Below are 26,448 nucleotides of genomic sequence, written 5' to 3'. Positions count from 1 at the left end.
ACACACCAGCCGCACCCCGAAAACTACCGAGCCCCCGACGGCGGAGCCGTACTCTCCCGCACCACCAACCGGGTAGGCACCAACGTCGTCCCCCTGGCCCCGTCGTCCGGATCGCGCATCTTGCGCAGTACGGCCCGCACGCACAACCGCCCCACCTCCGCGAAATCCTGGTGCACGGTGGTGAGCGGCGGCATGAAGGACCCCGCCTCGGGAATGTCGTCGAACCCGATGACGCTGACGTCCTCGGGCACACGCCTCCCCCGCTCCTGCAGCGCACGCAGCAGCCCCAGCGCCATCTGGTCGTTGGCGACGAAGACGGCGCTGCAGTCCTCACGCGCGGCCAGCTCGATCCCGGCCCGGTACCCCGACTCCGCCGACCAGTCGCCCCGGATCAGTGGCGGAGCCGTACGCCCCGCCTCGGTCAGCGCGGCACGCCACGCGTCCGTACGCCGCTGCGCGGCGAAGGAATCCTCGGGTCCCCCGAGATGCCACACCGTCTCGTGCCCGAGGTCGAGCAGATGCCGCACGGCGGTACGGCTGCCGCCCGCCTGGTCGGTGTCGACGACCGTGTAGTGGTCCCCGGCGTCGGAGTCGACGACCAGCACCTGCACATACGGCGGCAGCATGATCGTCGCCGCGTCCAGCAGATGCACCTCCATGATGACGATCACCGCGTCGACGGCGAGTTCCTCCAGCCGCGAGAACGCGCCGCGCACCTCGTCCTGGGTGGGCAGGGCGACCGGCAGCAACGTCACCGCGTACCCCTCGGCGGCGGCCGAGTTGGCGATCGCCTCCAGCGTCCGCACGTTGCCCGTCGAGGACAGCGAGAAGGTGATAACGCCGATCGTGCGGAACTCCCCGCGCTTGAGCGCGCGGGCCGCGCTGTTGGGCCGGTAGCCCAGCTCCTTCATCGCGGCGAGCACCTGCTGCCGCGTCTCCTCGTTCACACCGGCGTAACCGTTGGAGACCCGGGAGACGGTCTGCGAGGAGACCCCCGCCATCCGAGCCACATCGGCCATGGAGGCGGTGACCCGGCCACGTTTCGGCGTCTTCGCCGGGGTTCTTTCAGCCATCTCCATGGCGTCCCCGCCTCTCTGTCCGAACTGGTGTCACGGTCTTCCCCAAAGGACCCTTGACCATCGTAATCAGGGCAGTGTAGACATGCCGCCATCCAATGTTTACGTAAACATAACAGTCTGCCAAGGCTCTTGCGTGGCCGATGTTTGCGTAAACATCATGGGTTCCGGTGGGGCGGCCGGAAATCTCCGCACCACCGCTGGTTCCACCACCGCACAAGCGAGGAACGACATGACGACGCTGCAACCGCCGGCGGCCGCCGAGCCGAGGCCGGCACCGCCTCCGGCGAGACGGGACCGACGCTCCTGGGCGGGGTGGGGTTTCATAGGTCCCTTCGTGGCCGTGTTCGCCCTGGTCTTCCTGGCCCCCATCGCCTACTCGATCTATCTGAGTCTCTTCCGCGACCAGCTGATCGGCGGCAACACCTTCGTCGGCCTGGACAACTACACCCAGGCACTGAAGGACGACCAGTTCTGGGCGTCGCTCGGCCGGGTGGCACTCTTCCTCGCGGTGCAGGTGCCGATCATGCTCGGCATCGCCCTTCTGGTGGCGCTGGCCCTGGACAGCGGGCGGCTCTACGGCAAGAGCTTCTTCCGCATCACGATCTTCCTGCCGTACGCGGTGCCCGCCGTGGTCGCCACCCTGATGTGGGGCTTCATGTACGGCACCCAGTACGGCCTGGTCGGCGACTTCAACGACGCGTTCGGCGTCGAGCTGCCCGACCCGCTCTCCCCCGACCTGGTGCTGGCGTCCATCGGCAACATCGTGACGTGGGAGTTCGTCGGCTACAACATGCTGATCTTCTACTCGGCGCTGCGCGTCATCCCCAACTCCCTCTACGAGGCGGCGGAGATCGACGGCGCCGGACAGCTGCGGGTGATCACCGCGATCAAGCTGCCCGCCATCCGGGGCGCGCTCGTCATCGCGACGATCTTCTCGATCATCGGCAGTTTCCAGCTGTTCAACGAGCCGAACATCCTGCGTCCGCTGGCGCCCAACGCCATCACCACGGACTACACCCCGAACTTCTACACGTACTCGCTGTCCTTCAACGGCCAGCAGCACAACTACTCCGCGACGGTGGCCATCATCATGGGCCTGATCACGATGGTGATCGCCTACGTCGTGCAGCTGCGCGGCATGCGCAAGGGAGCGTGACCCGATGAGCAGCCCTCTCACCACCGCCTCCCCCGCGAAGAACACCGCCCCCCAGCTGCGGACCCCCCGCAAGAAGCACACCCCCGGACGCCCCCGGCGCAGCAAGCTGCTGACCGTGTTGACCTCGCTGGTCGTCCTGTACACCGTGTTCCCGCTGATCTGGCTCGTCATCAACTCGACGAAGACCCAGAAGGGTCTGGCCGACTCCTCCGGCCTGTGGTTCGCCCATGACTTCGCCCTCTGGGACAACATCCACGACACGTTCACCTATCACGACGGCCAGTTCCTGCGCTGGCTGCTGAACACCGTGCTGTACGTGGTACTCGGCGCCGGCGGTGCCACCCTGCTCGCGGTGCTCGGCGGGTACGCGCTGGCGAAGTTCGACTTCCCGGGCAAGAAGGGGGTCTTCGCCACGGTCATCGGCGCGGTCGCGGTCCCCGGTACGGCCCTCGCAGTGCCCACGTTCCTGATGTTCAGCAAGATGGGCCTGACCGACACCCCGTGGGCGGTGATCATCCCGTCGCTGGTGTCGCCGTTCGGCCTCTACCTGATGTGGGTGTTCGCCACCGAGGCCATTCCCACGGAACTCCTCGAGGCCGCGCGGATCGACGGCGCCGGCGAGGTGCGCACCTTCTTCACGGTCGCCCTCCCGCTGCTCGCGCCCGGCATCGTGACCGTGCTGCTGTTCACCACGGTCGCCACCTGGAACAACTACTTCCTGCCGCTGATCATGCTCAAGGACGCGGACTGGTACCCGCTCACCCTGGGCCTGGGGGTCTGGAACTCCCAGGCGGAGACCATCGGCGGCGACGTGATCTACAACCTCGTGATCACGGGTTCGCTGCTCACGATCCTGCCGCTGATCGCCGCCTTCCTGTTCCTGCAGAAGTACTGGCAGTCCGGTCTCGCCGCCGGAAGCGTCAAGGAGTGACCCCCGCGGCCCCGGCCGCCCCCAAGCCCCACGTTCCACCCCGTGTTTGTGCAACCCCCACCCTCACCCGCCCCACCCACGAAGAAGTGGAAACACCCTCATGCGCAGATCAACGAGCCGCATCCTGCGCGGCCTCGCCCTCCTCTCCACCCTGGCCCTGGGCGCCACCGCCTGTGGCAGCTCGGACGACGACAGCTCGGACACCAAGGCGGTCTCCGCCGGTGACATCCAGGCGGCCCTGAAGAAGGGCGGCTCGGTCACCGTCTGGGCCTGGGAGCCCACCCTGAAGTCGGTCGCCGCCGACTTCCAGAAGAAGTACCCCAAGGTCAAGATCAACCTGGTCAGCGAGCGGTCCGGCGACAAGCACTACACCGCCCTGTCGAACGCCATCTCCGCCGGCAAGGGCGTCCCGGACGTCGCGCAGGTCGAGTACTTCGCGCTCGGCCAGTACTCCCTCACCAAGGGTCTGACGGACATCGCCCCGTACGGCGCCGACAAGCTCGCCTCCAAGTTCACGCCGGGCCCGTGGAACGCGGTCAACGACGGCGACAAGGTCTACGGTCTGCCGATGGACTCCGGTCCGATGGCGCTCTTCTACAACAAGACGGTCTTCGACAAGTACAAGATCGCCGTCCCGACCACCTGGGACGAGTACCTGGAGGCGGCCCGCAAGCTGCACAAGGCCGACCCGAAGGCGTACATCGCCAACGACACGGGTGACGCGGGCTTCACCACCTCCATGCTGTGGCAGGCCGGTTCGCGCCCCTACAAGGTCGACGGCACCAAGGTCGCCATCAACTTCGACGACGCCGGCGCCAAGAAGTTCGAGACCGTCTGGCAGAAGCTGATCGACGAGAAGCTTCTCGCCCCGATCACCGGCTGGACCGACGACTGGTACAAGGGCCTCGGCGACGGCACCATCGCCACCCTGGCCACCGGTGCCTGGATGCCCGCCAACTTCGAGACCGGTGTCCCGAACGCCAAGGGTGACTGGCGCGCCGCCGCCATGCCGGCCTGGACCGCGGGCGACAAGGCGAGCGCCGAGAACGGCGGCTCCTCCCTCGCGCTGCCCGCGCTGGGCAAGAACAAGGAACTCGCCTACGCGTTCGTCGAGTACGCGAACGCCGGTGACGGTGTGGCCACCCGCGTGAACGAGGGCGCCTTCCCGGCGACCGTCGCGGAGCTGCAGTCCACCGAGTTCAAGAACAAGGAGTTCCCGTACTTCGGCGGCCAGAAGGCCAACGAGATCTTCGCCGAGTCCGCCGCGAACGTCGCCGACGACTGGTCGTACCTGCCCTTCCAGCCGTACGCCAACTCGATCTTCAACGACACGGTCGGCAAGGCCTACGTCTCCTCCACCACGCTGGCCGACGGTCTGAAGGCCTGGCAGGAGGCCTCGGTCAAGTACGGCGAGGAGCAGGGCTTCACCATCGAGAAGTAGTCCTCGGGAAAGCGTTCCCGAGAGGTAGTTCTCGTAGCAGCAGTACGTCAACGCCGGGCGGCGCGGCGCCCGGGCCGCGCCNCACCATCGAGAAGTAGTCCTCGGGAAAGCGTTCCCGAGAGGTAGTTCTCGTAGCAGCAGTACGTCAACGCCGGGCGGCGCGGCTCCCGGGCCGCGCCGCCCCCGTGCACCACCCTTCGGAAGGACCGCCATGATCTCCACCCTCCAGTCCCGCATGCTGCGCGGGGCGGACGGTGAACCCGCCCCGCGTCTGGCCTATGGCGCCGACTACAACCCCGAGCAGTGGCCCAGGGACGTGTGGGAGGAAGACGTCCGGCTGATGCGGGAGGCCGGCGTGACCGTCGTCTCCGTGGGGATCTTCTCCTGGGCCCGGATCCAGCCGGGCCCGGACACCTGGGACTTCGGCTGGCTCGACGAGATCATGGACCTGCTGCACGCGGGCGGGATCGGCGTCGACCTCGCCACCGCGACCGCCTCCCCGCCGCCGTGGCTGACCACGGCCCACCCGGAGATCCTGCCGGTCACCGCGCAGGGCGAGACGGTGTGGCCGGGCGCCCGCCAGCACTGGCGGCCCACCTCCGCTGTCTTTCGCGAGCACGCCCTGCGTCTGGTCCGCACCATCGCCGACCGCTACAAGGACCACCCGGCGCTCGTCGCCTGGCACGTCTCCAACGAGCTGGGCTGCCACAACGTCCACGACTACTCCGACGACGCGGCCCGCGCCTTCCGCGTCTGGCTGCGCGCCCGCTACGGCACGCTCGACGCGCTCAACCACGCCTGGGGCACGGCGTTCTGGTCGCAGCGCTACGGCGACTGGGAGCAGATCCTGCCGCCGCGGCTGGCCGCCTCGCACCCCAACCCGACCCAGCAGCTGGACTTCAAGCGGTTCTCCTCGGACGCCCTGAAGGACCATCTGATCGCCGAACGGGAGATCCTGCGGGAGATCACGCCCGACGTCCCGGTCACCACCAACTTCATGGTGATGGGCGGCACCAAGGGCATGAACTACCCGGACTGGGCGGGCGAGATCGACTTCGTCTCCAACGACCACTACGTCCACCCCGGCCCGCAGGACCGCGACGAACTGTCGTTCTCCGCCAACCTCACCAGCGGTATCGCCGCCGGGCGGCCCTGGTTCCTGATGGAGCACTCCACCAGCGCGGTCAACTGGCAGCCGGTGAACGTGGCGAAGCGGCCCGGCGAGCTGGCCCGTGACGCGCTGCTGCACGTGGCGCACGGCGCCGACGCGGTGTGCTACTTCCAGTGGCGGCAGTCGGCGGCCGGCGCCGAGAAGTACCACTCGGCGATGGTCCCGCACGCCGGCGCCGACAGCGACGTCTTCCGCGCGGTGGCCGAACTGGGCGCCACGCTCAAGGCGCTGGCCCCCGTGGCCGGTGCGGAGCGGGAGACCGCGGCCGTCGGCATCCTCTACGACTGGGACTCGTGGTGGGCGAGCGAACAGGACTCGCACCCCACCTCGCTGCTCGACTACCGGCAGGAGGCGCTCGACTGGTACTCGGCGCTCCTGGCCCTCGGCGTCCGTGCCGACCTGGTCACCACCCGCGCCGAACTCTCCCGCCACCAGGTGCTGATCGCGCCCGTGCTGCATGTCGTACCCGCCGAACTCGCCAAGGAGCTGACGCGGTACGCCGAGCAGGGCGGCCATCTGATCACCACCTATTTCTCCGGCATCGTCGACGAGAACGACCACGTCTGGCTCGGCGGCTACCCGGGCGCCCTGCGCGACCTGCTCGGCATCCGCATCGAGGAGTTCGGGCCGCTGCTCGCCGGGGAGAGCGTCGAGCTGGACGACTCCTGCACGGGCACCCTGTGGACCGACCGGATCACCGTCGCCGACGACTCCGACACCGAGGTCCTCGCCCGCTACCGCAGTGGTGTGCACACGGGCCGCCCCGCGGTCACCCGGCGCACCACGGGCACCGGTTCCGCCGCCTACGTCTCCACCCGCCTCGGCGTGGAGGGGCTGCGTTCGCTGCTGCCGCGGCTGCTGGAACCGGCCGGGGTGAGCAGCGAGCTCCCCGAGGAGGCACGGGGTTCGGTCGAGCTGACCGTGCGCCGCGGGGCCGGGGAACGGTTCCTCTTCCTGGTCAACCGCACCGACGCGGCGGTGCCGGTGACCGGCCTGGAGGGTGACGTCCTGGTCGGCGACGACCGTACGGACGGCGCCCTGGTCCTCGGGCCGCGCGCGGTCGCCGTACTGCGCCAGGCCCTGTAGCACCCGCACCGCACCCCCACGACTCCCCGGCACGGCCTGACCCGTGCCGGGGGCCATCCCCTCCAGCCCGCGCGGCGGGAGGGGCCCACCACAGCGACCGCACCGCAGTTGGGAGCATCGATGGCACGCCGTACCCGTAGCAGACGGTCCCTCGGGGCCGCCGCGCTGACCGCCCTGGCGACCGGGGCCGCCCTGCTGAGCGTCCCCGCTCAGGCGCAGGCCGACTCCGCCGTCACCGTGACGCCGGATCCGTCGTACAAGCAGGACAAGTTCGAGGGCTGGGGCACCAGTCTGGTCTGGTTCGCCAACGCGACCGGCGACTATCCGCCCGCGATCCGTGAGAAGCTCGCGCAGCTGCTCTTCGGCGACGACGGGCTCGCGCTGAACATCGCCCGGTACAACATCGGCGGCGGCAACGCGCCGGACGTCACGGACTATCTGCGCGCGGGCGGCGCCGTCGAGGGCTGGTGGAAGGCGCCCGAGGGCACCACCCGGACGGACACCGACTGGTGGAGCGCGGACGACGCGGCGGACTGGAACAAGGACGCCGACGCCACCCAGCGCTGGTGGGTGGACCGCATCAAGAACGACATCGACCACTGGGAGACGTTCAGCAACTCCCCGCCGTGGTTCATGACCGTCAGCGGGTACGTCTCCGGCGGGTTCAACTCCAAGGCCGACCAGCTCAAGACCGACTCGGTCGACGACTTCGCCGCGTATCTCGCGGGCGCGACCAGGCTGCTGGAGAAGTCCGAGGGCATCAAGGTCGACACGATCGACCCGTTCAACGAGCCCAACACCGGCTACTGGGGCACCACCCTCGGCGCGGACGGCGAGCCGGTCGGCGGCCGGCAGGAGGGCGCCCACATCGGCCCCGAGCTCCAGCAGAAGGTGCTCGCCGCGCTTCCTGCCGCGCTGAAGAAGGCCAAGGTCAAGGCGGACATCTCGGCGATGGACGAGACCAACCCGAGCATCTTCGCGACCAACTGGAACTCCTACTCGCAGGCGTCCAAGGACGCCGTCGGGCAGATGAACGTCCACACCTACGGCACCGGTCAGCGCACCACCGTGCGCGACCTCGCCAAGGCGGCCGACAAGCCGCTGTGGATGAGCGAGGTCGAGGGCGACTGGGGCGACGGGCAGAGCTTCACCGACATGCGCCCGGGCCTCGGCCTCGCCCAGCGGATGGTCGACGACCTGCGTGAACTGGAGCCCAAGGCCTGGGTGTTCTGGCAGCCGGTCGAGGACTACGACAACATGAAGCCGGGCGGCGAGTCCGCCAAGGGCGGCAACTGGGGGTCCATCCAGCTCCCGTTCAGCTGCACCTCCACGGACACGCTCGAGTCGTGCCCGATCTACACGAACACCAAGTTCGACACGGCCCGTAACTTCACCCACTTCATCAAGCCCGGCGACAAGCTGATCAAGGTGGACGACACCTCCAGCGCCGCCGCCGTGACCAAGGACGGCAAGGGCGCCTCGCTCGTCCACGTCAACTCCACCACCGCGGCGCGCACGGTCACCATCGACCTGTCGAAGTTCCGCACGATCAAGGACAACGCGACGGTCACCCCGACCGTGACCAGCGCCGACGGCAAGCTCGTGCGGCAGGCCCCGGTGGACGTCGTCGACGGCAGGGCCACCTACACCGTGCCCGCCCAGTCCGTGACCTCCTTCTCCGTCAAGGGTGTCTCGGGCGTCGCGAAGAACGCGGGTCTCTTCAGCAAGGGTCACTCCTACACGCTGACCGGTGTGCAGAGCGGCAAGGCGGTGACGGTCGCCGCGAACGGCACGAACCTCGTCATCGGCTCGGCCAACGGCACGGTCGCCCAGGAGTGGCAGCTCGACGCGCGCTACGGCAGGACCGGCAACCGTCAACGGTACGTCTTCGCCAACCCGGCCGAGGGCAAGCGGCTCGCCGTGCGCGACAATGTGCCGGTCGTCGAGCCGGACACGGGTGAGCGCGACCCGGCGACCGAGTGGATCCTGTCCACCACGGGCGACGGCACCTGGACCCTCGTCAACGTGGCCACGGGGCGCCTCCTCGAAGTCGGCGGCCAGGCCACCAACGAGGGCGCCGCGGTCACCACCTGGCAGGCCAACTCCGGCTCCAACCAGCGGTGGAGGATCACTGATGTGACGTCCTGACCTGCCGTCGTTCGTCTGCGGCCATCGTCGTGGCTCGTCGCGCCCCGCGGCGGAGCCGCATGTCGGACACAGTCCCGCGCCCCTAGGGTGCCGCCCGCATCGCGATCCTCGTGGTGCGGGCGGTCTGCTGTGCGGGGATGCGTTCCAGGACGCCGCCCGCGAAGACGTCGTACAGCGGCAGGGTTTCCAGGTGGACGTAGCCGATGTGGCAGTCGCAGACGGCGAGCGGGCAGGGGCGGGGGCGCAGGGCGGTGCGGTAGGAGCCGTCGTAGAGGTTGCCGAGTTCGGCGCGGACGAAGTGGCAGCGGCGGACCGTGCCCTCGCCGTCGACCGAGATCACCGACTCGCCGGTGCGGCAGGGCAGTCCGGCGCTGGTGTGCGGGTGGCGGCTGTACGGGAAGAGCGGGTCGAGGGCGGTCCACCGCTCGGCGTCGGCGTCCTCGTAGGTGTGGCCGTCGGCCGCGTTGATCCACAGGTAGACGTGCTCGGGCAGGTCGGCGCGCAGGCGGCGGGCCGCTTCCAGGTGCTCGGGCAGGCCGACGACGCCGACGCTGAAGCGGATGCCCCGGTCGGCCAGGTCGCGGCACTTGGTGAGGAAGCGGTTGTAGGGGGTCTGGCCCGGGTGGTACGTGCACCAGAGGGCCAGCGTCTGCGGGTCGGCGTCGGCGAGCCAGTCGGTGCGGCAGCTGAGGTTGGTCTGGATGGCGACCCGGCGGATGTGCGGGAGGCGGGACAGCTCGGCGAGGGTGCGCCGGTACCAGGAGCGGACCAGGCCCTCTCCCCACGGGGTGAACAGGAGGGAGAGCCGGTCGTCGGTCCGGTCGGTGGCCCATGCGGCGAATCGTTCCAACGCGGCGCGGTCGGCGCGTAGTTGGGCTGTCGAGTCGCGACGCTTGGCGAACGGGCAGTAGGGGCAGTCGTAGTCGCAGGAGGCGAGCGGGCCCCGGTAGAGGAGGGTCAGGTCCATGGCCGGCCGGTCACTTCCGCTCGTAGGCGGCCATCGCGGCGCGCACGGCCGGGGAGAACAGCCCGGGGCCGATGGCGTCGGAGTGGGCGAGGCCCTCGGCGGTGAGCCGCAGGAGCCCGGAGTCGTCCGTCAGCCAGCCCCGGTCGGCGAATCCGGCGAGTTCGGGGCCGAAGTCCTCGGTGGGGGTGCTGCCGAAGCGGGCGCGGTAGTCGTCGACGCCGAGCCCCTCGGCCTGGAGCAGGGACTGCAGGAGGTGGCGGCGGCGGGACTCCTCGCGGGTCATGGGGTGGCCGACCTCGGCGTGCGCGAAGTCGGTCGTGCCCACGTAGTCGTCGATGATGCCGCGGATCTCGTGCATGCCGACCGCGTAGTCGAAGGAATAGTGCAGTCCGGCCGTGTAGGAGCGGGCTCCGCAGCCGAGGCCGATCATGCCGTCGGTCTGGCAGGCGTAGTCGTCGGCGCCCTGGGGCGGGGCGTCGGCGCGGCGGAACATCCGCATGGACTGCTGGATGTAGCCGTGCGCGAGGAGATGGTCGCGGCCGGTCCGGTAGAGGCTCAGACGCTGTTCGTCCCAGGCCGGGTCGGGACTGTTCGTGCCGCGCCGGTCGAGGCCGGTGAGGGGGCGGACGTAGAGCGGGTAGAGGTACAGCTCCTCGGGGCGCCAGGCGAGGGCCGCGTCCAGGGAGTGCAGCCAGCTGTCCTCGGTCTGGCCGTCGATGCCGTAGATGAGGTCGATGTTGAGGACCGGGATGCGGGCTTCGCGGATGCGGGTGAGGGCGGTCTCGACGTCGGCGCGGCGCTGTGGGCGTACGGCGGCGCGGGCCTCGGTCTCGACAAAGCTCTGGACGCCCAGGCTGAGCCGGGTGGTGCCGCGCCCGGCCAGGACGGCGAGCCGGTCGGCGGTGGCCGTGGCGGGCGACGCCTCGACGGAGAGCGGGACCGCGCCGAGGTCGGCGCCCATGCGGTGCTCGGCGATGTCGCAGAGCCGCTCCAGCTCGGCGGCGGTGAGGAAGGTGGGTGTGCCGCCGCCGAAGGCGGCCGTGGCGAACCGGACCTCGCCGGTGTCCCCGAGGGCCTCCCGTACGGCGCTCGCCTGCCGGTCCAGGGCGTCCAGGTAGGCGCCGGTCAGGCCGTCGGGGGCGCCGATGCGGGTGAAGAGGTTGCAGAAGCCGCAGCGGACCTCGCAGAACGGTATGTGGAGGTAGAGGGAGAGGGCGTCCTTGGGTTCGTCCGCCCAGAGCTTCGCCAGCGGTGGCCGGTCGTGGAGTCTGCGGTAGGCCGTCTTGTGCGGGTAGGCGTAGACGTAGTGCTGGTAGGGGCTGGTGAGCTGGGCGGTGGTCATACGGCGGCCTCGGGGTCCAGGAAGAAGTGGGCGTACGGCACGGTCCACACGGACTCGTGGCCGAGGCGGTGGCCGGTGTAGCCGTCGTCGCCGTAGGCGGTGCCGTGGTCGGAGCAGACGATCGCGAAGCAGCGGCGTCTGCTGCTCGCGGCGGCGAGGAGCCGGCCGATGTGCCGGTCGACGTACTCCAGGGCGGCGGCGTGGGTCGCGCGGGTGTCTCCTGCCTCGCGGGTTGCGCCGGGTAGGTGGAACCAGTTCGGCTGGTGCAGGGCGGAGACGTTCACGAAGAGGAACAGTCGCTGGTCGGCGGGGAGTTCACGGGTCACTTGTTCCGCGCGGGCGATCTGGTTCTCGAAGGAGTGCGGTGAGGTGACGCCGAACTCCGGTGCCCAGTGGGACTCGTGGAAGAGTCCGGGCAGGACCGAGCCGAGCGGGCCCTGCTTGTTGAAGAAGCCCACTCCCCCGACGCACACGGTGTGGTAGCCGGCCTTCGCCAGTCCGGAGACCAGGTCCGGGGTGTCGTAGACGAAGGTGCCGTCGGCGGTGGTCTCGCTGCCCGCGAAGCTCGCCGCGAACAGGCGCGGATGCGGTCCGGGGGCGGCCGGGGTCGGCAGGAATCCCGCGAAGATCGCCTGGTGGGAGGCGTAGGTGAAGCTGCCCGGGGCGTGCCGCTTCTCCCAGCGGCCGCCGGGGAGACGACGGGCGAGGTTCGGGATGCGACCCGCCTCCGCGAGCTCCGCGGCCACGTCGTACCGCAGGGTGTCGAGGGTGACCAGGAGGATGTCGTGACTGCCGACGACTTCCTTCATGTCGGGCTCAGGCATGGGGTGTTCCTCTGTTGTGCCGGTCGTGCAGTACGGCGGCCACCTGGGCGCCGTAGGTGTCCAGGTCCTCGGCGCCGCTGCCGGGCAGGCCGGTCAGGCGGGGCAGCAGGTCGCCGAAGGCGTTGACCTCGCCGACGGCGGCGCTGCGCCAGCCGACGGCCGGGAGCAGGTCGACGCCGACGCAGAGGGTGCGCGGGAAGCAGGCCGCGGCCCTCTCGCACACCCCGAGGACGTCGGCCCAGCGGGTGCCCGCCGCCTCGAAGGAGCGGCGGACGGCGTCGAGGTCGCCGCGGCTGCCGCCGAGGTGGAGATTGGTCATGGGTGAGCGGCTGGTGCGGACGACGGCGTGGGTGGCGCGGCCGGCCACGACGACGACCCGCAGATCGGTGGCGCGGCCCTCCTGGGAGGCCTTCGGCAGCCAGCGTTCGAGGTGCAGGCCGTCCGGGGCGAGGGCGTCGACGACGGCCGCGATGTCGCGCTCGCTCTCGTAGCGGCGCACCTTGAGGGAGTTGTACAGGCGGCCGTCCGGGGCCAGCTCCACGGGGGTGGTGGCCCTGATCCGGCCGCCGCCCGCCTCCACGGCGAGGATGCCCGACGCGGACGATCCGTGCGCGGGTTTCACGAACAGCCGGTGCATCCGGTGCTCGCGCATCAGCGCCCGTACGTCGTCCCAGCCGCGCACCGGAGCCGCGCCCGGGCCCGAGGTGGGCGAGGCGGGTACGGGGACCCCGGCGGCGTCGAGGACGGCGTGGCAGCGGCGTTTGTCGAACAGGACGGCGAGGTCCTCCGGGTCGTCGAGGCGCGCGCCGCCGCGCAGTCCGTGCAGCGCGGCGGTGAACCCGGCGTACCAGCGGCCCGAGCCCTCGACGCGGGTGGGGTCGTCGACGCCCCGCAGGAGGCGGTCCACCTCGCTGTTCTCACCGGGTGAGTCGATGCGGACGGTCTCGTCGCCGGTGAAGTCGGCTCCCCCGTCGCGCAGGACGTCCGTCCAGGGGACGACGCGCGGCGCGGGCAGGCCGGCCGTGCGCACCGCGTCCGCGAAGAGGGTGACACGTCGGTTCTCGGGGTTGCCGACCACCGCGAAGCGGGGCAGGTCCCGGTGCGGTGCGCTCACTCGCCGACGGCGACCCAGCGCCAGACCCTGCCGTCGTCCTCCGCGTCCTCGTCGGCACCGCCGCGGTCGAGGTCCAGCTCGACACCCGCCAGGGTCTGCCGCAGGCGGTCCTGGAGCGGCTCGGTGAGGTAGTGGTGGTGCAGGTCGAGTTTCCTGAGGTGGGTGAGGGGCTGGCCGCCGAGGAGGGCGGCGGCACCCTCGTCGGTGAGGATGCCCATGGAGAGGTCCAGGACCTCCAGGCGGGCGACGACCGGCGCGGAGGCGACGGCCGCGGCGACGGCGTCCTGCGTCTCACTGTTGCGCAGGGCCAGGTGACGCAGGCTCGGCAGGCGGGCACCGGACAGGATCGGCTCCAGGTCGGCAGGCTCGCTGTCGCCGCCGTACTCGGGGGTCCCCAGCCACAGGTCGAGGTGCTCCAGCGCGGGCAGGTCGCTGCCGCCGACGCCCCGCACGACCTCGGCGGGCAGCCCGCCGGTCTCGACGACCAGTCTGCGCAGCGCGCCGTGACTCACCGCGGGGAACCGCAGCCCGGATCCGCCGCGCACCCCGAACTCCTCCAGCTCGGGGAAGGCGGTCAGCAGGGGGGTGACGTCGGTCTGGTTGATCCAGGAGATCTCGCACTCCTCCGACTCCATGTCGCCCAGGAACAGGGCGCGCAGCGCGGGGAAGCGGTCGCGGGCGGCGACCAGGGCCTCGATGACCTCGGACGGGTCCTCCTCGTAGGCCTCCTTCCAGGCGCCGACGATCAGGGCCCGCACACGGGTGGTGTCCACGGCGGCGCAGAAGCGGGCGAAGGCCGCCGGCCACTCCTCGTCGGCGTCGTAGACGTCGCTGGTGATCCGCCACGCGAAGCCGTCCGGGTCGGGCAGGTCGTCCGTACGTCCCTTGGGGCCCGGGAAGTCGTGGGCGGGCAGCCGGTACAGCGAGACGAGGTGGCGGGCGTAGGACATGCGGCTGCTCCTGTGCGGAAAGTGTGTGCGATCCCTGATGCCCGCAGTTGTACCAACAGGCACTGACAACGCCCGGCGGCGGGGCCCGGGTTCGGGGCCGGTTCGAGGGCCGGTTCGAGGGCGTTGTCAGTGGTGGCCCGTACGGTCGTGGTCATGAGGCCGGTGCGTGGTGCACCAGGCGGTGAGGGGAGAGTCATGTACCGGCAGGGAGACGTGCTGATCGTGCCCGTGGACGCGGAGGCGGTGCCGCCGCACGTGGCGCAGGCGCCGCGGGAGGCCCGGGACGGGCGGGGGCGGCTGGTGCTGGCGCTGGGCGAGGTCACCGGGCACGCCCACGCGGTGGTGGGGCCGGGTGATCTGGTGCGCGAGCCGGGGCCGTTCGGTCCGCTGCTGCTGCATCTGCCGCAGGGCGGCCGGGTGGTGCACGAGGAGCACGCGGTGATCGCCCTGCCGAAGGGCTGGTTCCGGGTGATCCGGCAGCGGGAGTACGTGCCGGGTTCCGTGCGGATCGTGGCGGACTGAACAGGGAGTGGGGGAAGCGCAGATGACGACGACGGGTGTTCAGGTGACGGCAGTGGCTTCCGACGGGAGTGTCGCCGCGTGGCGTGCGTGCGCCGCGGCGACCGGTCCCGCCGACCGGGCGGCGGCCGAGGCCGGTGTGCGCCGTGCCTACCGGCAGGCCGGGCTCGCCGAGCCGGAGCAGGTGGTGTGGGCGGGCTCGCCGCGCGGGGCGGTGACGCTGATCCGGGCGATGACGGACACCGGTCCGAGCGTGCGCGAGACCGTGCGCAGTGCCCCCTGGGCGGGGGAACGGCAGCGGCTGCACGCGGAGTTGGGCCCGGCGGGCTGGCCGGCGCACTGGGCGGCGACCGGTGGCCGGCTGTGGGACTCCACCCAGGCGCTGGTGGACCGGATCCGCACCGGGATCCTGGAGGAACTGGCCGGCGGGGACTCGGGGAAGGAGGCCGCGCAGATACGGCTGATCCTGCTGGACGCGGTGCTGGGGCAGCACGACGCGCCGTGGCTCGCCGCGTTCCCGACGGACGGCGGTCCCCTCGACGGGCTGGCTTCGGTGTCCCGCAGCGCCGGGTGGTGGTGGCCGTTCGCGCGGGTGGCGGTGGTGTCCGAGCGGCCCGTGGCCCTGCACCGCGACGAGGCGGGGCGGCTCGACCACGGGGACGGTCCGGCGCTCGCCTATCCCGACGGCTTCGCCCTGTACGCCTGGCGGGGCATGCCGGTGCCGGCCGGCTTCCTGGCGGAACTGCCGGCGCTCACCCCGGAGCGGATCCGCGCCGAGGAGAACGCCGAACTGCGCCGGGTGATGCTGGAGTACTACGGCTACGACCGCTATCTGGCGGACTCCGGCGCCCGCCCCGTCCACCGGGACGAGACGGGCACGCTGTGGCGGATCGACCTCGCGAACGACGAGCCCGTGGTGATGGTGGAGGTCCTCAACTCCACCCCGGAGCCGGACGGTACCCGGCGCACGTACTGGCTGCGGGTACCGCCGTCGACCATGAAGGCACGCGAGGGGGTCGCCTGGACGTTCGGTCTGGGGGCGGACGTGTATCAGCCGCTGCAGGAGACGTGAGGGTGAACGTCGTCGGGCGTCAGAGCCTGTGTCATATCCCCGCAGCAGGAGGCTCGCGACCGCCGGGCCTCAGACCTGGCCCGCGCGGGCCAGGACGTCCGTGACCTGTTCGCGGAGCTGTTCCCGGGCCTCGGCGGGCAGGGCGGCGAGGTCCGTGCGCTCCAGGGCGTGCAGCACCTGGTCGGCGTCCGTGTCGAAGGGGGTGCTCTCGCTGAGCACCTCGTAGCCGTCGCGTACGGCCACGCGCAGTTGCCCGGGACGGTTGCCGTCGCCGTCGGCGTGTACCGCGGCGGCCACGACGAGCGGCGGAGGGCCGCCCGCCTCGCCCTCCACCTTGCGGTAGCCGGTCACCAGTGGGGTGCGCCAGCGCAGGCCGAGCAGCAGCGGACGCTTGGTCACCAGCTCGGTGAGATCGGTGTCGTACACGCTGTCGGGTTCCAGGACCGTGGCGCGGGCGTCGAGGACGAGCGCCGCGGGGAGCAGACAGCGCAGGGTGCTGCCGACGATGTTGCCGCCGACCGTGGCGGTGCGGCGCACCGCGCCGGTTCCGATGCCGGAGGCCGCCCGGTGCAGCACCTCGGGCAGGGTGGTGTCGACGCGGTGCAGCAGGACGGCACCGCCGAGCTCCTCGGAGCCGACGACGTTCGCCTCCGGCACGTTGCGCAGGGACACCGCCTGTTCCGGGAAGCCGTCCCGTTGCCAGGCGGCCCACACCAGTGTGGCCCCGCCGATCGGTACCGCCCCCTCGGCCAGACACTGCTGTGCTTCGGATATGGAGGCGGGAAGACGCAACTGCACGACAACCGACCTGCCTTCCCGGGTAGTTCGAGGGGAGGCACGTGTCACTCCCCCGCGTGATCAATGGCAGAACGGATTCTGCCCAGGCGCACGGGGGCGCATACAGGGCTCATGGCGGCACCGCGTGCCGAGGGAAAATGCGTTGCGGCCGGTTCCGCCGCTGCCGACCCTTGCCCCATGTCCTACGTCCTGCGCCCCGCCGCTCTCGCCGACGCGCCCGCCGTGACCGAACTGCTCAACGCCGTCGACCTGATCGAGATCGGCCGGCCCGAGACGGATCTGCACACCGTCGAGGCCGATCTGAAGCATCCCGAGACCGACCTCGAGCGGGACACGTGGCTCGCCTTCGACGGGGGCCGGCTGGTGGCCTACGGGCTGCTGTGGGACAACTCGGGCGGCGAGCGCATCGACATCGACCACTACGTGCTGCCCGACCGGCAGGACGCGGGACGGCTCGTCCTGGAGGCGATGGAGGCGCGGGCGCTGCAGCAGGCACGGGACAACGGCGCCGGGCGCGCCGTGGTGCACCTGAACCTCAACATCGCGCCCACGCTGGACACTTCACTGCTCACGGAACGCGGCTGGTCCGTCGTACGGCGTTATCACGTGCTGCGCCGGCCCCTGGACGGTGCCGAGGACACGGTGCCGGCACTGCCCGCCGGGGTGCGGCTTCGGTCCTGCGCCACGGAGGCGGACCGGACCCGGGTGCACGAGCTGTACCAGGCCACGTTCGCCGAGCACTTCGACTTCCAGCCGCGCGGCTACGAGCAGTGGCTGCACGACGTGGACGCCGACGGGCTCGACTGGTCGCTGGTGTGGATCGTCGGCACGGACGAGCTCGGGGACGCCGGGTTCCTGCTGGCCCGCGACGACCGTGAGGCGATGGGCTGGATCCGCAGCCTCGGTGTGCTGCGCGAGGCGCGGGGGCGCGGTCTCGCCGGGCTGATGCTGCGGCACGCCTTCGCGGCGTTCGCCGCCCGGGGGCGGGACACGGTGGGGCTCGGCGTGGACACCTCCAACGCCACGGGCGCGCCCCGGCTGTACGCCCGCCACGGGATGACCGTGCACTACGCGGTGGACACCTGGGAGGGCGTCGTGCGCTGACCGCGGAGCACACCGGTCCTCCGCGGTCGCACAGCCATCAGAAGGGCCCGAGTGCCGCCACCGGCGGCGGAACTCCTAAGGGGTCGCGGCGGGCAGTCGGGTGGGTACGACCGGCAGCATCATGCCGTCGCCGATCGGCGCGGTGTGCGGTACCAGGGCGCCTTCACGGGCGATCTGGAGCAGATCCGGGAGGCTGTAGGGTTCCGCGCCGTCGAGGTCGACCTGGTAGCCCAGGTCGCCGAGGCTCGCCGCGGTCATCCGGCTCAGCGGGTTGCCCGCGGCGGAGATGAACGGCGACATGAGTTCGTTGACGAAGACGGCCTCACGCCAGTGGCTGTCCTGGGTGCCGGGGCCGCCGAAGTTGGCGACCGGTACCGGGACGGGCTCCTCTTCGCCGAGGAGTGCGGCGAACTCGGCCATGGCCCGCTCGCCCACGAAGGTGGGGTTCCGTGTGCCGGCGCCTTTGAGGAGCCCGAACGGCGTCCAGAGGATGCCGATGCCGAGGACATGTCCCATTTCGTGGGTGATCACGTCGACGAGTGTGCCCTCCGCTTCCATCTGGGTGAGATCGGCGGAGTCGAAACGCATCACGCCCTTCGCCGGCAGATTCGCGCCGAACTGCGCGGTTTCGTCGCGGAAATCGGTGGGTCCGGCCATGCCCAGGATGCGGCCGGGGCCGTCGATGGTCACGCCTTCGGCCTCGATCAGCAGGTCGTCGATGATGTCCCCGCCCACGACCGCGGTGTCCAGGTCACCCACGATGACCCGCGCCCATCGGTCGGCCGCCGCCGCGAAGGCGTCCTGCTGATTGCTCGTCAGTCCGCCGAGGAAACGGACCTCGATGGTGAACGGAGACGTGGTTCTGGCGACTTCCCTGGCCCGTTCGAAACTGGCGACCGCTCGATACGTCTGGAACGTGTTGGTGGCGACCTTGCCCATTTCCGTTCTCCCGTCCGTCGGCTCCGGAAAGAATCCCTCCCCTTGTCACACTAGGCCGAACGGGTTGCCGCTGCCCGTTCGGAACAAAGGCAAGGGGCGGACAGAAGTGTGAAATTCAACTTGAATGCGTTCCGGCCCGCAGATCCCGCAGATCCCGAAGATCCCTGAGATTCCTGAGATGCAGGTGAGCAGCGGATTTCCTAGACTGGTATTCGGGTGTTTTCGAGGGGGGTTTCACCGCAGCTTCGTTTCACCGCAGCTTCAGGAGAGATCATGGCCGTGAAGCGTGCCCTCCCCCGCTCCGCCCCGGTCTACGCCCTCGCGGGAATCCGCGTGTTCAACGGGGCCACCGGTCTGCTGGCGCCGACGCTGCTCATCCGGCGTCTGGACCCGGGCCGCGAGCCGCACAGCCCCGCCGCCGTCTACGCCTTCCGGCTCTTCGGCATCCGCACCGTCCTGCTCGGCCTGGACCTGCTGACCCACCACGGCGAGCAGCTCCGGGAGGACCTGCGCGAGGGGATCCTGATCCACGCCAGTGACACCGCTACGGCGGCCCTGCTCGGCCTCAGCGGCCGGCTCCCGCCGCGCACCGCGATCCTGACCACGCTCATCTCGGCCACCAACACGGTCCTGGCCGCGACCGCCGGCCTCGCGCCGCCCAACTCCTCCGAGGGCGGGCGGAAGTGACCGCCGGGCCCGATGCCGCTCCCCCGGCCGGGACGGACGCCGAGACGGGTTTCGACTACGTCGTCGTCGGCGCCGGTGCCGGAGGCGGGCCGCTCGCGGCCAACCTCGCCGCCGCGGGCCGGCGCACCCTGCTGCTCGACGCGGGCGGTGCCACGGACAACGACACCTACCTGGTCCCCGCCTTCCACGCCGACGCCTCCGAGGACCCGGCCCAGTGCTGGAACTACTTCGTACGGCACTACGAGGACGAGCGGCAGCAGCGGCGCGACAGCAAGGTCGTCTCGGACCGGGGCGTCCTCTACCCGCGCGCGGGGACCGTCGGCGGCTGCACCGCACACCACGCGCTGATCACGGTCTATCCGTACAACCGCGACTGGGACGCGATCGCCGAGGAGACCGGCGACGCGAGCTGGCACAGCACGGCCATGCGCCGGTATTTCGAGCGGCTGGAGCGCTGCACCTACCGGCCCAGGCCCAAGGAGCCGCCCGCCAACCCGCTGCTGGCGGCGCTGTTGAGGGCGCTGCCCTTCCTCGCGGGCCGGTACCGCAACACCGCGCGGCACGGTTTCGACGGCTGGCTGCCGACCGCCCTGGCCGACCCCGCGCTGATCGTCCAGGACGAGCAGTTGCTGAAGGTGCTCCTCTCCGCGGCGGAGAGCGCTCTCGCAGACTTCCTCGACCGGCCGCTGTCCCCGCTGGAGGGGCTCGGCTCGTTCGTCGACCCCAACGACTGGCAGGCGCAGACGCGGGCCCTGCAAGGGCTGTGGCAGATCCCCCTGTCCACGGCCGACGGGCGGCGCAGCGCCGTACGGGAGCGGGTCCGCGCGGCGGAGCGCGACCATCCGGGCCTTCTGGTGGTCCGTACGCACGCCCTGGCGGCCCGGGTGGTGCTGGACGGGAGTGGGGCGGCGACGGGCGTCGACTACCTGGACGAGGCGCACGCCTACCGGGCGGACCCGGCGAGCCGGCCCGCCGCCGGGCCGCCGGTCCTGCGCAGGGTCCTCGCCTCCCGGGAGGTGATCCTGGCGGCGGGGGCGTTCAACTCACCGCAGCTGCTGATGCTGTCGGGCATCGGACCGCGTGAGGAGCTGAGCCGGCACGGCATCCCGGTACGGGTCGATCTGCAGGGCGTGGGAGCGCATCTGCAGGACCGGTACGAGGTGGGCGTGGTCAGCCGGATGGACCGGGAGTTCCCCGTCGTCGCGGACTGCGACTTCCACGCGCCGCGGCCCGGGACCGAGCCGGACCGCTGTTACCGGGCCTGGCAGCGGGGCGAGGGCCTGTACACGACCAATGGCGCGGTCGTCGGTGTCACCCGCAAGTCCCGCCCCGAGCTGGACGTTCCCGATCTGTTCGTGTTCGGCGGGCCCTTCGACTTCCGCGGCTACCGGCCCGGCTACTCCCTCGACCTGACGCGGCACCGGGACCGTTTCACCTGGGCCGTCCTCAAGAGCCGCACCCACAACACCGGGGGCCGGGTGCGCCTGCGCTCCGCCGACTTCCGGGACACCCCGCTCGTGAACTTCCACTACTTCGCCGAGGGCACCGACAAGGACGACCTGGATCTCGAGGCGATGGCGGACGCCGTGGAGTTCGTGCGCGGTATGAACCGCAGGGCCGGCTCGGTGATCCGCGAGGAACTGTGGCCCGGCAAGCAGGTCGGCGGCCGCGAGGACGTACGCCGGTTCGTGCGGGACGAGGCGTGGGGCCATCACGCGTCCTGCACCTGCCGGATGGGGCGGTCGGACGATCCCTCGGCCGTCGTCGACAGCGCCTTCCGGGTGCGTGGAGTGGACCGGCTGCGCGTCGTCGACGCCTCGGTGTTCCCCCGTATTCCCGGGTTCTTCGTCGCCGTACCCGTCTACATGATCAGCGAGAAGGCGAGCGACGTGATCCTCGCCGACCGGCGGGCGGCGTGATCCGCGCCGCCGAAGGAGTACCGCAAGGAGTACCGCGATGAGCAAGCGACGACACACCGCACGACGTTCCACGGCCGGATACCGCACCTCGCTGCCCTGGCGGATCATCACCGCCGCAGCGGAGTACGTCGACCGGCGCGTCGGCTGGGACAAGTTGCCCGTGCTGCCCGGCCTGCTGACACTCCTCGGGCTGCGCGTCAGGCTCCGGCAGAGGAACCTCCACGACACCGGCGAGATCCCCTCGGTGAACCTGCCCGATCCCGCGCCGCCGTCCGAACGGCACAGGGTCAACCGGACCGCGGACGGCAGCCACAACGACCTCGGCGAGCCGAGGATGGGCATGGCGGGCACCCGCTTCGGCCGGAACATCCCGCTGGACCGCATCGCGCCGACGACGCCCGAGGACGTCCTGGCCGAGCCGAGCCCCCGCGAGGTCAGCCGCGCCCTGCTCACCCGGGAGGCGATGACACCGGCCGAGTCGGTCAACTCGCTGGTCGCCGCCTGGCTGCAGTTCATGGTCCGCGACTGGTTCAGTCACGGGACGAGCCCCACGGACCGGCCCTGGGAAGTGCCCCTCATGGACGACGACCCGTGGCCGGAACAGCCCATGCGGATCATGCGGACGCCCGACGACCCGACCCGCGACCCGTCGGCGCCCGCCGGGACGCCCGACACCCGGGTCAACGTCTCCTCGCACTGGTGGGACGCCTCGCAGATCTACGGCACGAACGAGTCGGAACAGCGGCTGATGCGCACCGGTGAGCTGGGCAAGCTGCATCTGTGGGACGACGAGCAGTCCCCGTTCCCCTCGGAGCCCGCCCACGATCCCTCCCAGGTGCCCGGCTTCTGGCTGGGGCTGGCGATGATGCAGAGCCTGTTCGCCCGGGAGCACAACGCGATCTGCGACCACCTCCACGTGGCGTACCCGTCGTGGAGCGACGAGGAGCTGTTCCAGCGGGCCAGGCTGGTCAACGCCGCGCTGCTGGCCAAGATCCACACTGTCGAGTGGACCCCGGCCGTGATCAGCCACCCCACCACCGTGAAGGCCCTGCGCGCCAACTGGTGGGGCATCGCGGGCGAACGCGTCCACAAGCTGTTCGGCCGGATCAGCGACAGCGAGGTGATCAGCGGAATCCCCGGCGCTGAGACCGACCACTACGGCGTCCCGTACTCCCTCACCGAGGAGTTCGTCGCGGTGTACCGCATGCATCCGCTGATCCGGGACGAGTGGCATCTGCGCTCCGCCGAGGACGACGGGACGCTGCGCCACTGCACCCTGCGGGACATCTCGGGGCCCGGGGCACTGAAGGTCCTGGAGACCACCGGGATGGCCGATCTGCTCTACAGCTTCGGCACCCTGCACCCCGGTCTGGTCACCCTGCACAACTTCCCCAGGTTCCTCCAGGAGTTCGAACGCCCGGACGGCCATCTCCAGGACCTCGCGGCGACCGACATCCTGCGCTCCCGCGAGCTGGGCGTCCCCCGCTACAACGAGTTCCGGCGGCTGCTGCGCCTGAAGCCGGCCGCCACCTTCACCGAGCTGACGCCCGACGAGGAGTGGGCGCGGCAGATCGAGCAGGTCTACGACGGCGACATCGAGAAGGTCGACCTCACGGTCGGGCTGTACGCGGAGAAGCTGCCGGCCGGTTTCGCCTTCAGCGACACGGCGTTCCGCATCTTCATCCTGATGGCCTCGCGCCGGCTGAACAGCGACCGCTTCTTCACCGAGTACTACACGCCCGAGGTGTACTCCAGGGCCGGCATGGCCTGGATCGACGACAACAGCATGATCACGGTGCTGCTGCGCCACCACCCCGAGCTGCGCACGGCTCTGGCGGGGCTGAAGAACGCCTTCGAGCCGTGGCACACCGCTGGAAGGACGGTGGACTGACATGCTGACGGCGGACAGGACCCGCGAGGAGCGGCAGCGCCAGACCGAGGCGGCCGCCGCGCGGTACGACGAGACCACGCAGGAGCGGCAGGCCGTCGAGCGGCGGCAGGACGCCGGTGTCACCTTCCCGGACTCGGAGCAGGCGCTCGCCGCCCGCGCGGCCCGGCTGCTCGACCGGCACGCGGTGTCCCCCACGCTGGCGGTGGAGGCCGTCCGCGCCGAACCGCTGGCCGCGACAGCCGCGTACGAACGCATCCTCGGGGCGTCCACCGAACTGCAGGCCTGGAGCTTCCTGCCGCGCGGCGCCCGGGCGGCCCGTACCGTGGCCCGGATCTCGGTGCGGGAGAACGGCCGCGAGCTTCCGCTCGGCACCGGCTTCCTCGTGTCGCCGCGGCTGCTGATGACCAACCATCACGTCCTGCCCGACGCGGACACCGCCCGGCAGTGCTTCGTGGAGTTCGAGGCCCAGGTGAGCGTCGACAACACGCCCCAGGCGGCGACCCGGCTGCCCCTCGATCCCGACGGGTTCTTCACTGCGGACGAACGCCTCGACTTCGCCCTGGTGCTCGTGCCCCCGGGCCCGGACGGGCGGCCGCCCGGGGAGACGTTCGGCTGGAACCGGCTGAGCGCGCAGACGGGAAAGCTGGTGATCGGCGAACCCGTCAATGTCGTCGGCCACCCGATGGGCCGGCTGAAGGAGATCGCGGTACGCGACAACACGCTCCAGGTGCGCCTGGACGACTTCCTCCACTACAAGACGGACACCGAGCCCGGGAACTCGGGTTCCCCCGTCTACAACGACCAGTGGGAGGTGGTCGCGCTGCACCACAGCGGGGTGCCCAGAACGGACGAGCAGGGCCGTGTGCTGCGCACCGACGGTCAGGTCTGGCGGCCGGGGGACGGCGACGACGCCATCGACTGGGTCGCCAACGAAGGCGTCCGCATCACCTCCGTCCTCCGGCATCTCGCCGCGCTGCCGCGTACCGCCCGGCCGTCGCCGCTGGACGAGATGGGCACCGAGTCGGGCCTGGTCCAGACGCAGGCCGCGGCCCCCGCCACCGCCACGCCCACCGCCGCGCCCGCTGCCGCTGCCACCGCGGCGCCCTCGGTCACGCCGCTTCCGGCGACCGAGCGGACACCCGTGCTCACCGGGCTGCGCGCCCGGGCGGGAGCCTTCGGCGGCCACCGGCATCTGGTCTTCCTGCACGGCCGGTCCCAGGAGAAGAAGGACCCCGAGAAGCTGCGCCGGGAATGGGCGGCCGGTCTCAACCAGGGGCTCGTGCGGGCCGGGCTCGCGCCCGTCGACCCGGAGGACATCTGGTTCCCGTACTACGGCGACACCCTCGTGCAGTCCCTGACCACGCACGAGGCCGTGCCCCACACGGTGGAGGCGCCGAGCGCCACGGCGGCGGAGGTGGTCGCCCCCTCCTCGCCGTCCGCCCGCACGGTGTACGAGGAGATCCTCGGCGAGGCGGCCGCCAAGTGGGACATGCCGCAGGAGCATCAGCTCGCCACCGAGCGGATCGGCTTCGGAGACGTCCTCGGGGCGCTGCAGAAACGGCTGAGCTGGCTCGCCGCCAGGAGCGATCTCGACGCCTGGGCCATCGCCCTGGTCTTCCGTGACGTGGCCGCGTATCTCGACGCGGAGCGGCCCGTCCGGGACGAGGTCCTGAACTGCGTGCTGGAGACGGTGCCGGACTCGGGAGACGTGGTCCTCGTCGGTCACAGCCTCGGCACGGTCGTCGGCCTCGATCTCGTCACCCGGCTGTCGCCCGGCGTGAACGCGGTCCATCTGACCACGGCGGGCAGTCCGCTCGGTCTGGACGGCGTGTACAGCAGGCTGCTGGTCGGCGGGCCGAAGCGTCCCGACAAGGTGGCGGACTGGCTCAACGCCTGGTGCCCGACGGACGCGGTCGCCATCGGCTGCCCCCTGGGCGACGACTGGGCGGACGGCCTCGTCGACCTCGCCGTCCTCAACGCCCGCGACCGGGCCCACAGCATCGTGGAGTACCTCTCCCACACCGAGGTCGCCCGGTCGATCGGCAGCCGGCTCACGGTCTGAGCCGGCTCACGGCCGAGATCCCGTCAGGAGGGTGCCAGCCAGGGCTGCGGATCGGTGTAGTAGCCGTCGTAGATCACCTCGAAGTGCAGGTGCGGGCCGGTGGACAGACCGGTGGAGCCGACCCGTCCGACCGGGGTGCCGGTCTGCACGCTCTGGCCCGCGGTGACGTCGATACGGGAGAGATGGCTGTACGTCGTCTGCAGCCGCTTGCCCTCGATGGTGCCGTGGTCGACGACGACCCGGTTGCCGTAGGCCTTGGTCATGGCCGCGAAGACGACCGTGCCCGCGCGGGCCGCGGAGACCTGGGCGCCCTGGGGTGCGCCGAAGTCCACGCCGGTGTGGAGCTTGGTGACGCCGGTGAGGGGGTGCTTGCGGGAGCCGTAGGGGGAGGTGATGGTGAGGGTGGTGACGGGTGGGGAGAGGATGGCGTCCGCCTGGGCACCCGCACTGCCCCCGGCGGGGTCCTCCCTGTCGAACTCCGCGTACTTCGCGAACAGGGACTTGACCTCGGTGAGGTAGGTCTTCGCGTCGGCGGGGACGCGGCCGGCCTCCTCCACCGCGTCCGTGCCGACGGCGTAGGCGGCGAGGGTGAGGTCGACCAGGTCCCCGTTGACGGTTCCGTCGGTTCTGAGGTCGGTGACCTTTCGGGCGAGGGAACAGTCCTGGCGGCCGAGCGCCATGATCGCGTCGGCCGGATCGCCGGGCGAGGAGCTGCCGTTGCCGTCGTCGTCCTTGCCCCAGGTCCGCCACTGGGCGTCGGTGAAGGCGGCGATGCCCTGTCCGCCGGAGGCGCCGGCCGTGGCGTTGTCCCAGCCGGTGAGCTGGTCGATCTGGGCGGCGAGCACGGACGGGGTGACGACGTTGCAGGCGTCGGCGGCCTTGCGCAGCCAGGGGCCGTAGGTGTCGTTGACGCCGGACACCGCGTCCTGCTGGGTGCCGCCGCCCGGGGTCCAGTCGTCGGGGAGCCCGCCGGTCAGGGCCAGGACTCCGGCCACGGCGGAGAGGGTGAGCAGTCCGGGAAGGACCAGGAAGACGACGGGGCCGGGACCGCGCCGGCGGGGCGAGGGGGGCGGCGGGGTCTGCGCCGGTGCTCCGGGCCCGGTGTCCCGCACGGGGGTGTCGACGGCGTGCTCTTCGCTCACGCGGAGAGCTCAGCGGGGAGTGTGCAGTTGTTCACGGGCGGACGGTAGCCCGTGGCGGGGCCGGTGTCAGCGGACGCGAGGGCACAACCGCTGCCCGCAGGGGCAG

At 71.1% G+C, this 26,448-nt stretch carries 21 protein-coding genes; 12 read left to right on the top strand and 9 right to left on the bottom strand.

Annotated features, from left to right (window positions below):
• Window positions 1-23: 23 nt before the first annotated feature.
• Window positions 24-1,079 (bottom strand): LacI family DNA-binding transcriptional regulator, encoded by a 1,056-nt coding sequence (locus ACLZN2_RS03340; protein WP_416976807.1) that lies wholly within the window; start codon window positions 1,077-1,079, stop codon window positions 24-26.
• A gap of 229 nt (window positions 1,080-1,308) precedes the next feature.
• On the opposite strand from ACLZN2_RS03340, the gene ACLZN2_RS03335 reads away from it, so the two are divergent.
• The 5 genes from ACLZN2_RS03335 (at window position 1,309) to ACLZN2_RS03315 (ending at window position 9,012) form a co-directional block, all read left to right on the top strand.
• Window positions 1,309-2,235 (top strand): carbohydrate ABC transporter permease, encoded by a 927-nt coding sequence (locus ACLZN2_RS03335; RefSeq protein WP_416976806.1) that lies wholly within the window; start codon window positions 1,309-1,311, stop codon window positions 2,233-2,235.
• Window positions 2,236-2,239: 4 nt separating this feature from the next.
• Window positions 2,240-3,166, top strand: coding sequence for a carbohydrate ABC transporter permease (locus tag ACLZN2_RS03330; protein WP_416976805.1), 927 nt, complete (start codon window positions 2,240-2,242; stop codon window positions 3,164-3,166).
• 100 nt (window positions 3,167-3,266) lie between these two features.
• Entirely contained in the window at window positions 3,267-4,607 is a 1,341-nt protein-coding gene (locus ACLZN2_RS03325) for an ABC transporter substrate-binding protein (RefSeq protein ID WP_416976804.1), read from the top strand.
• Window positions 4,608-4,818: 211 nt separating this feature from the next.
• A complete protein-coding gene (locus tag ACLZN2_RS03320; RefSeq protein WP_416976803.1) occupies window positions 4,819-6,864 on the top strand; it encodes a beta-galactosidase in 2,046 nt (681 codons plus the stop codon).
• Between the two features lie 120 nt (window positions 6,865-6,984).
• A complete protein-coding gene (locus tag ACLZN2_RS03315) occupies window positions 6,985-9,012 on the top strand; it encodes an RICIN domain-containing protein (RefSeq protein ID WP_416976802.1) in 2,028 nt (675 codons plus the stop codon).
• An 82-nt stretch (window positions 9,013-9,094) separates the two neighbouring features.
• On the opposite strand, the gene ACLZN2_RS03310 is transcribed toward ACLZN2_RS03315, so the two are convergent.
• From ACLZN2_RS03310 to ACLZN2_RS03290, 5 genes are read right to left on the bottom strand one after another with little or no spacing between them, the layout of a single operon-like run.
• A complete protein-coding gene (locus ACLZN2_RS03310) occupies window positions 9,095-9,979 on the bottom strand; it encodes an STM4011 family radical SAM protein (RefSeq protein WP_416976801.1) in 885 nt (294 codons plus the stop codon).
• 10 nt (window positions 9,980-9,989) lie between these two features.
• Window positions 9,990-11,321 carry an STM4012 family radical SAM protein gene (locus ACLZN2_RS03305; RefSeq protein WP_416976800.1) on the bottom strand — a complete coding sequence of 444 codons (1,332 nt, stop codon included), beginning with the start codon at window positions 11,319-11,321 and terminating at the stop codon, window positions 9,990-9,992.
• Window positions 11,318-12,130 (bottom strand): STM4013/SEN3800 family hydrolase, encoded by an 813-nt coding sequence (locus ACLZN2_RS03300; RefSeq protein WP_416976822.1) that lies wholly within the window; start codon window positions 12,128-12,130, stop codon window positions 11,318-11,320. The genes ACLZN2_RS03305 and ACLZN2_RS03300 overlap by 4 nt, the downstream gene beginning before the upstream one ends.
• 7 nt (window positions 12,131-12,137) lie before the next feature.
• Window positions 12,138-13,259 carry an STM4014 family protein gene (locus ACLZN2_RS03295; protein WP_416976799.1) on the bottom strand — a complete coding sequence of 374 codons (1,122 nt, stop codon included), beginning with the start codon at window positions 13,257-13,259 and terminating at the stop codon, window positions 12,138-12,140.
• Window positions 13,256-14,209, bottom strand: a complete 954-nt coding sequence (locus ACLZN2_RS03290; RefSeq protein ID WP_416976798.1) for an STM4015 family protein — start codon at window positions 14,207-14,209, stop codon at window positions 13,256-13,258. The genes ACLZN2_RS03295 and ACLZN2_RS03290 overlap by 4 nt, the downstream gene beginning before the upstream one ends.
• Before the next feature lie 195 nt (window positions 14,210-14,404).
• Between ACLZN2_RS03290 and ACLZN2_RS03285 the strand changes: the two genes are divergently transcribed.
• On the top strand, window positions 14,405-14,731 hold the full coding sequence (locus ACLZN2_RS03285) for a hypothetical protein (protein ID WP_416976797.1): 327 nt from the start codon (window positions 14,405-14,407) through the stop codon (window positions 14,729-14,731).
• A 22-nt stretch (window positions 14,732-14,753) separates the two neighbouring features.
• Entirely contained in the window at window positions 14,754-15,800 is a 1,047-nt protein-coding gene (locus tag ACLZN2_RS03280) for a DUF6745 domain-containing protein (RefSeq protein ID WP_416976796.1), read from the top strand.
• A 69-nt stretch (window positions 15,801-15,869) separates the two neighbouring features.
• Here the strand turns inward: ACLZN2_RS03280 and ACLZN2_RS03275 are convergent, their stop codons facing one another.
• Window positions 15,870-16,598 (bottom strand): FAD binding domain-containing protein, encoded by a 729-nt coding sequence (locus ACLZN2_RS03275; RefSeq protein WP_416976795.1) that lies wholly within the window; start codon window positions 16,596-16,598, stop codon window positions 15,870-15,872.
• A 177-nt stretch (window positions 16,599-16,775) separates the two neighbouring features.
• Between ACLZN2_RS03275 and ACLZN2_RS03270 the strand changes: the two genes are divergently transcribed.
• Window positions 16,776-17,702 (top strand): GNAT family N-acetyltransferase, encoded by a 927-nt coding sequence (locus tag ACLZN2_RS03270; protein WP_416976794.1) that lies wholly within the window; start codon window positions 16,776-16,778, stop codon window positions 17,700-17,702.
• A 75-nt stretch (window positions 17,703-17,777) separates the two neighbouring features.
• Here the strand turns inward: ACLZN2_RS03270 and ACLZN2_RS03265 are convergent, their stop codons facing one another.
• Window positions 17,778-18,641 carry a leishmanolysin-related zinc metalloendopeptidase gene (locus ACLZN2_RS03265; protein WP_416976793.1) on the bottom strand — a complete coding sequence of 288 codons (864 nt, stop codon included), beginning with the start codon at window positions 18,639-18,641 and terminating at the stop codon, window positions 17,778-17,780.
• Between the two features lie 273 nt (window positions 18,642-18,914).
• Here ACLZN2_RS03265 and ACLZN2_RS03260 point away from each other — a divergent pair, with 273 nt between their 5' ends.
• Genes ACLZN2_RS03260 through ACLZN2_RS03245 form a run of 4 tightly spaced genes read left to right on the top strand, consistent with a single transcriptional unit; the run spans window position 18,915 to window position 25,200 of the window.
• Complete coding sequence (locus tag ACLZN2_RS03260; RefSeq protein ID WP_416976792.1) at window positions 18,915-19,328, top strand: hypothetical protein; 414 nt, start codon at window positions 18,915-18,917, stop codon at window positions 19,326-19,328.
• Entirely contained in the window at window positions 19,325-21,247 is a 1,923-nt protein-coding gene (locus tag ACLZN2_RS03255; RefSeq protein WP_416976791.1) for a GMC family oxidoreductase, read from the top strand. The genes ACLZN2_RS03260 and ACLZN2_RS03255 overlap by 4 nt, the downstream gene beginning before the upstream one ends.
• A gap of 37 nt (window positions 21,248-21,284) precedes the next feature.
• Window positions 21,285-23,138, top strand: a complete 1,854-nt coding sequence (locus ACLZN2_RS03250; protein WP_416976790.1) for a peroxidase family protein — start codon at window positions 21,285-21,287, stop codon at window positions 23,136-23,138.
• A gap of 1 nt (window position 23,139) precedes the next feature.
• The gene (locus tag ACLZN2_RS03245; RefSeq protein ID WP_416976789.1) at window positions 23,140-25,200 is read left to right on the top strand and encodes a trypsin-like serine peptidase; all 2,061 of its coding nucleotides are present in this window, start codon (window positions 23,140-23,142) and stop codon (window positions 25,198-25,200) included.
• Between the two features lie 23 nt (window positions 25,201-25,223).
• On the opposite strand, the gene ACLZN2_RS03240 is transcribed toward ACLZN2_RS03245, so the two are convergent.
• Complete coding sequence (locus ACLZN2_RS03240; RefSeq protein ID WP_416976788.1) at window positions 25,224-26,342, bottom strand: M23 family metallopeptidase; 1,119 nt, start codon at window positions 26,340-26,342, stop codon at window positions 25,224-25,226.
• Window positions 26,343-26,448 lie beyond the last annotated feature (106 nt).

Source organism: Streptomyces sp. T028, assembly GCF_048159505.1.
Classification (GTDB): domain Bacteria; phylum Actinomycetota; class Actinomycetes; order Streptomycetales; family Streptomycetaceae; genus Streptomyces.
This window is presented reverse-complemented; position numbering and strand designations above follow the sequence as displayed.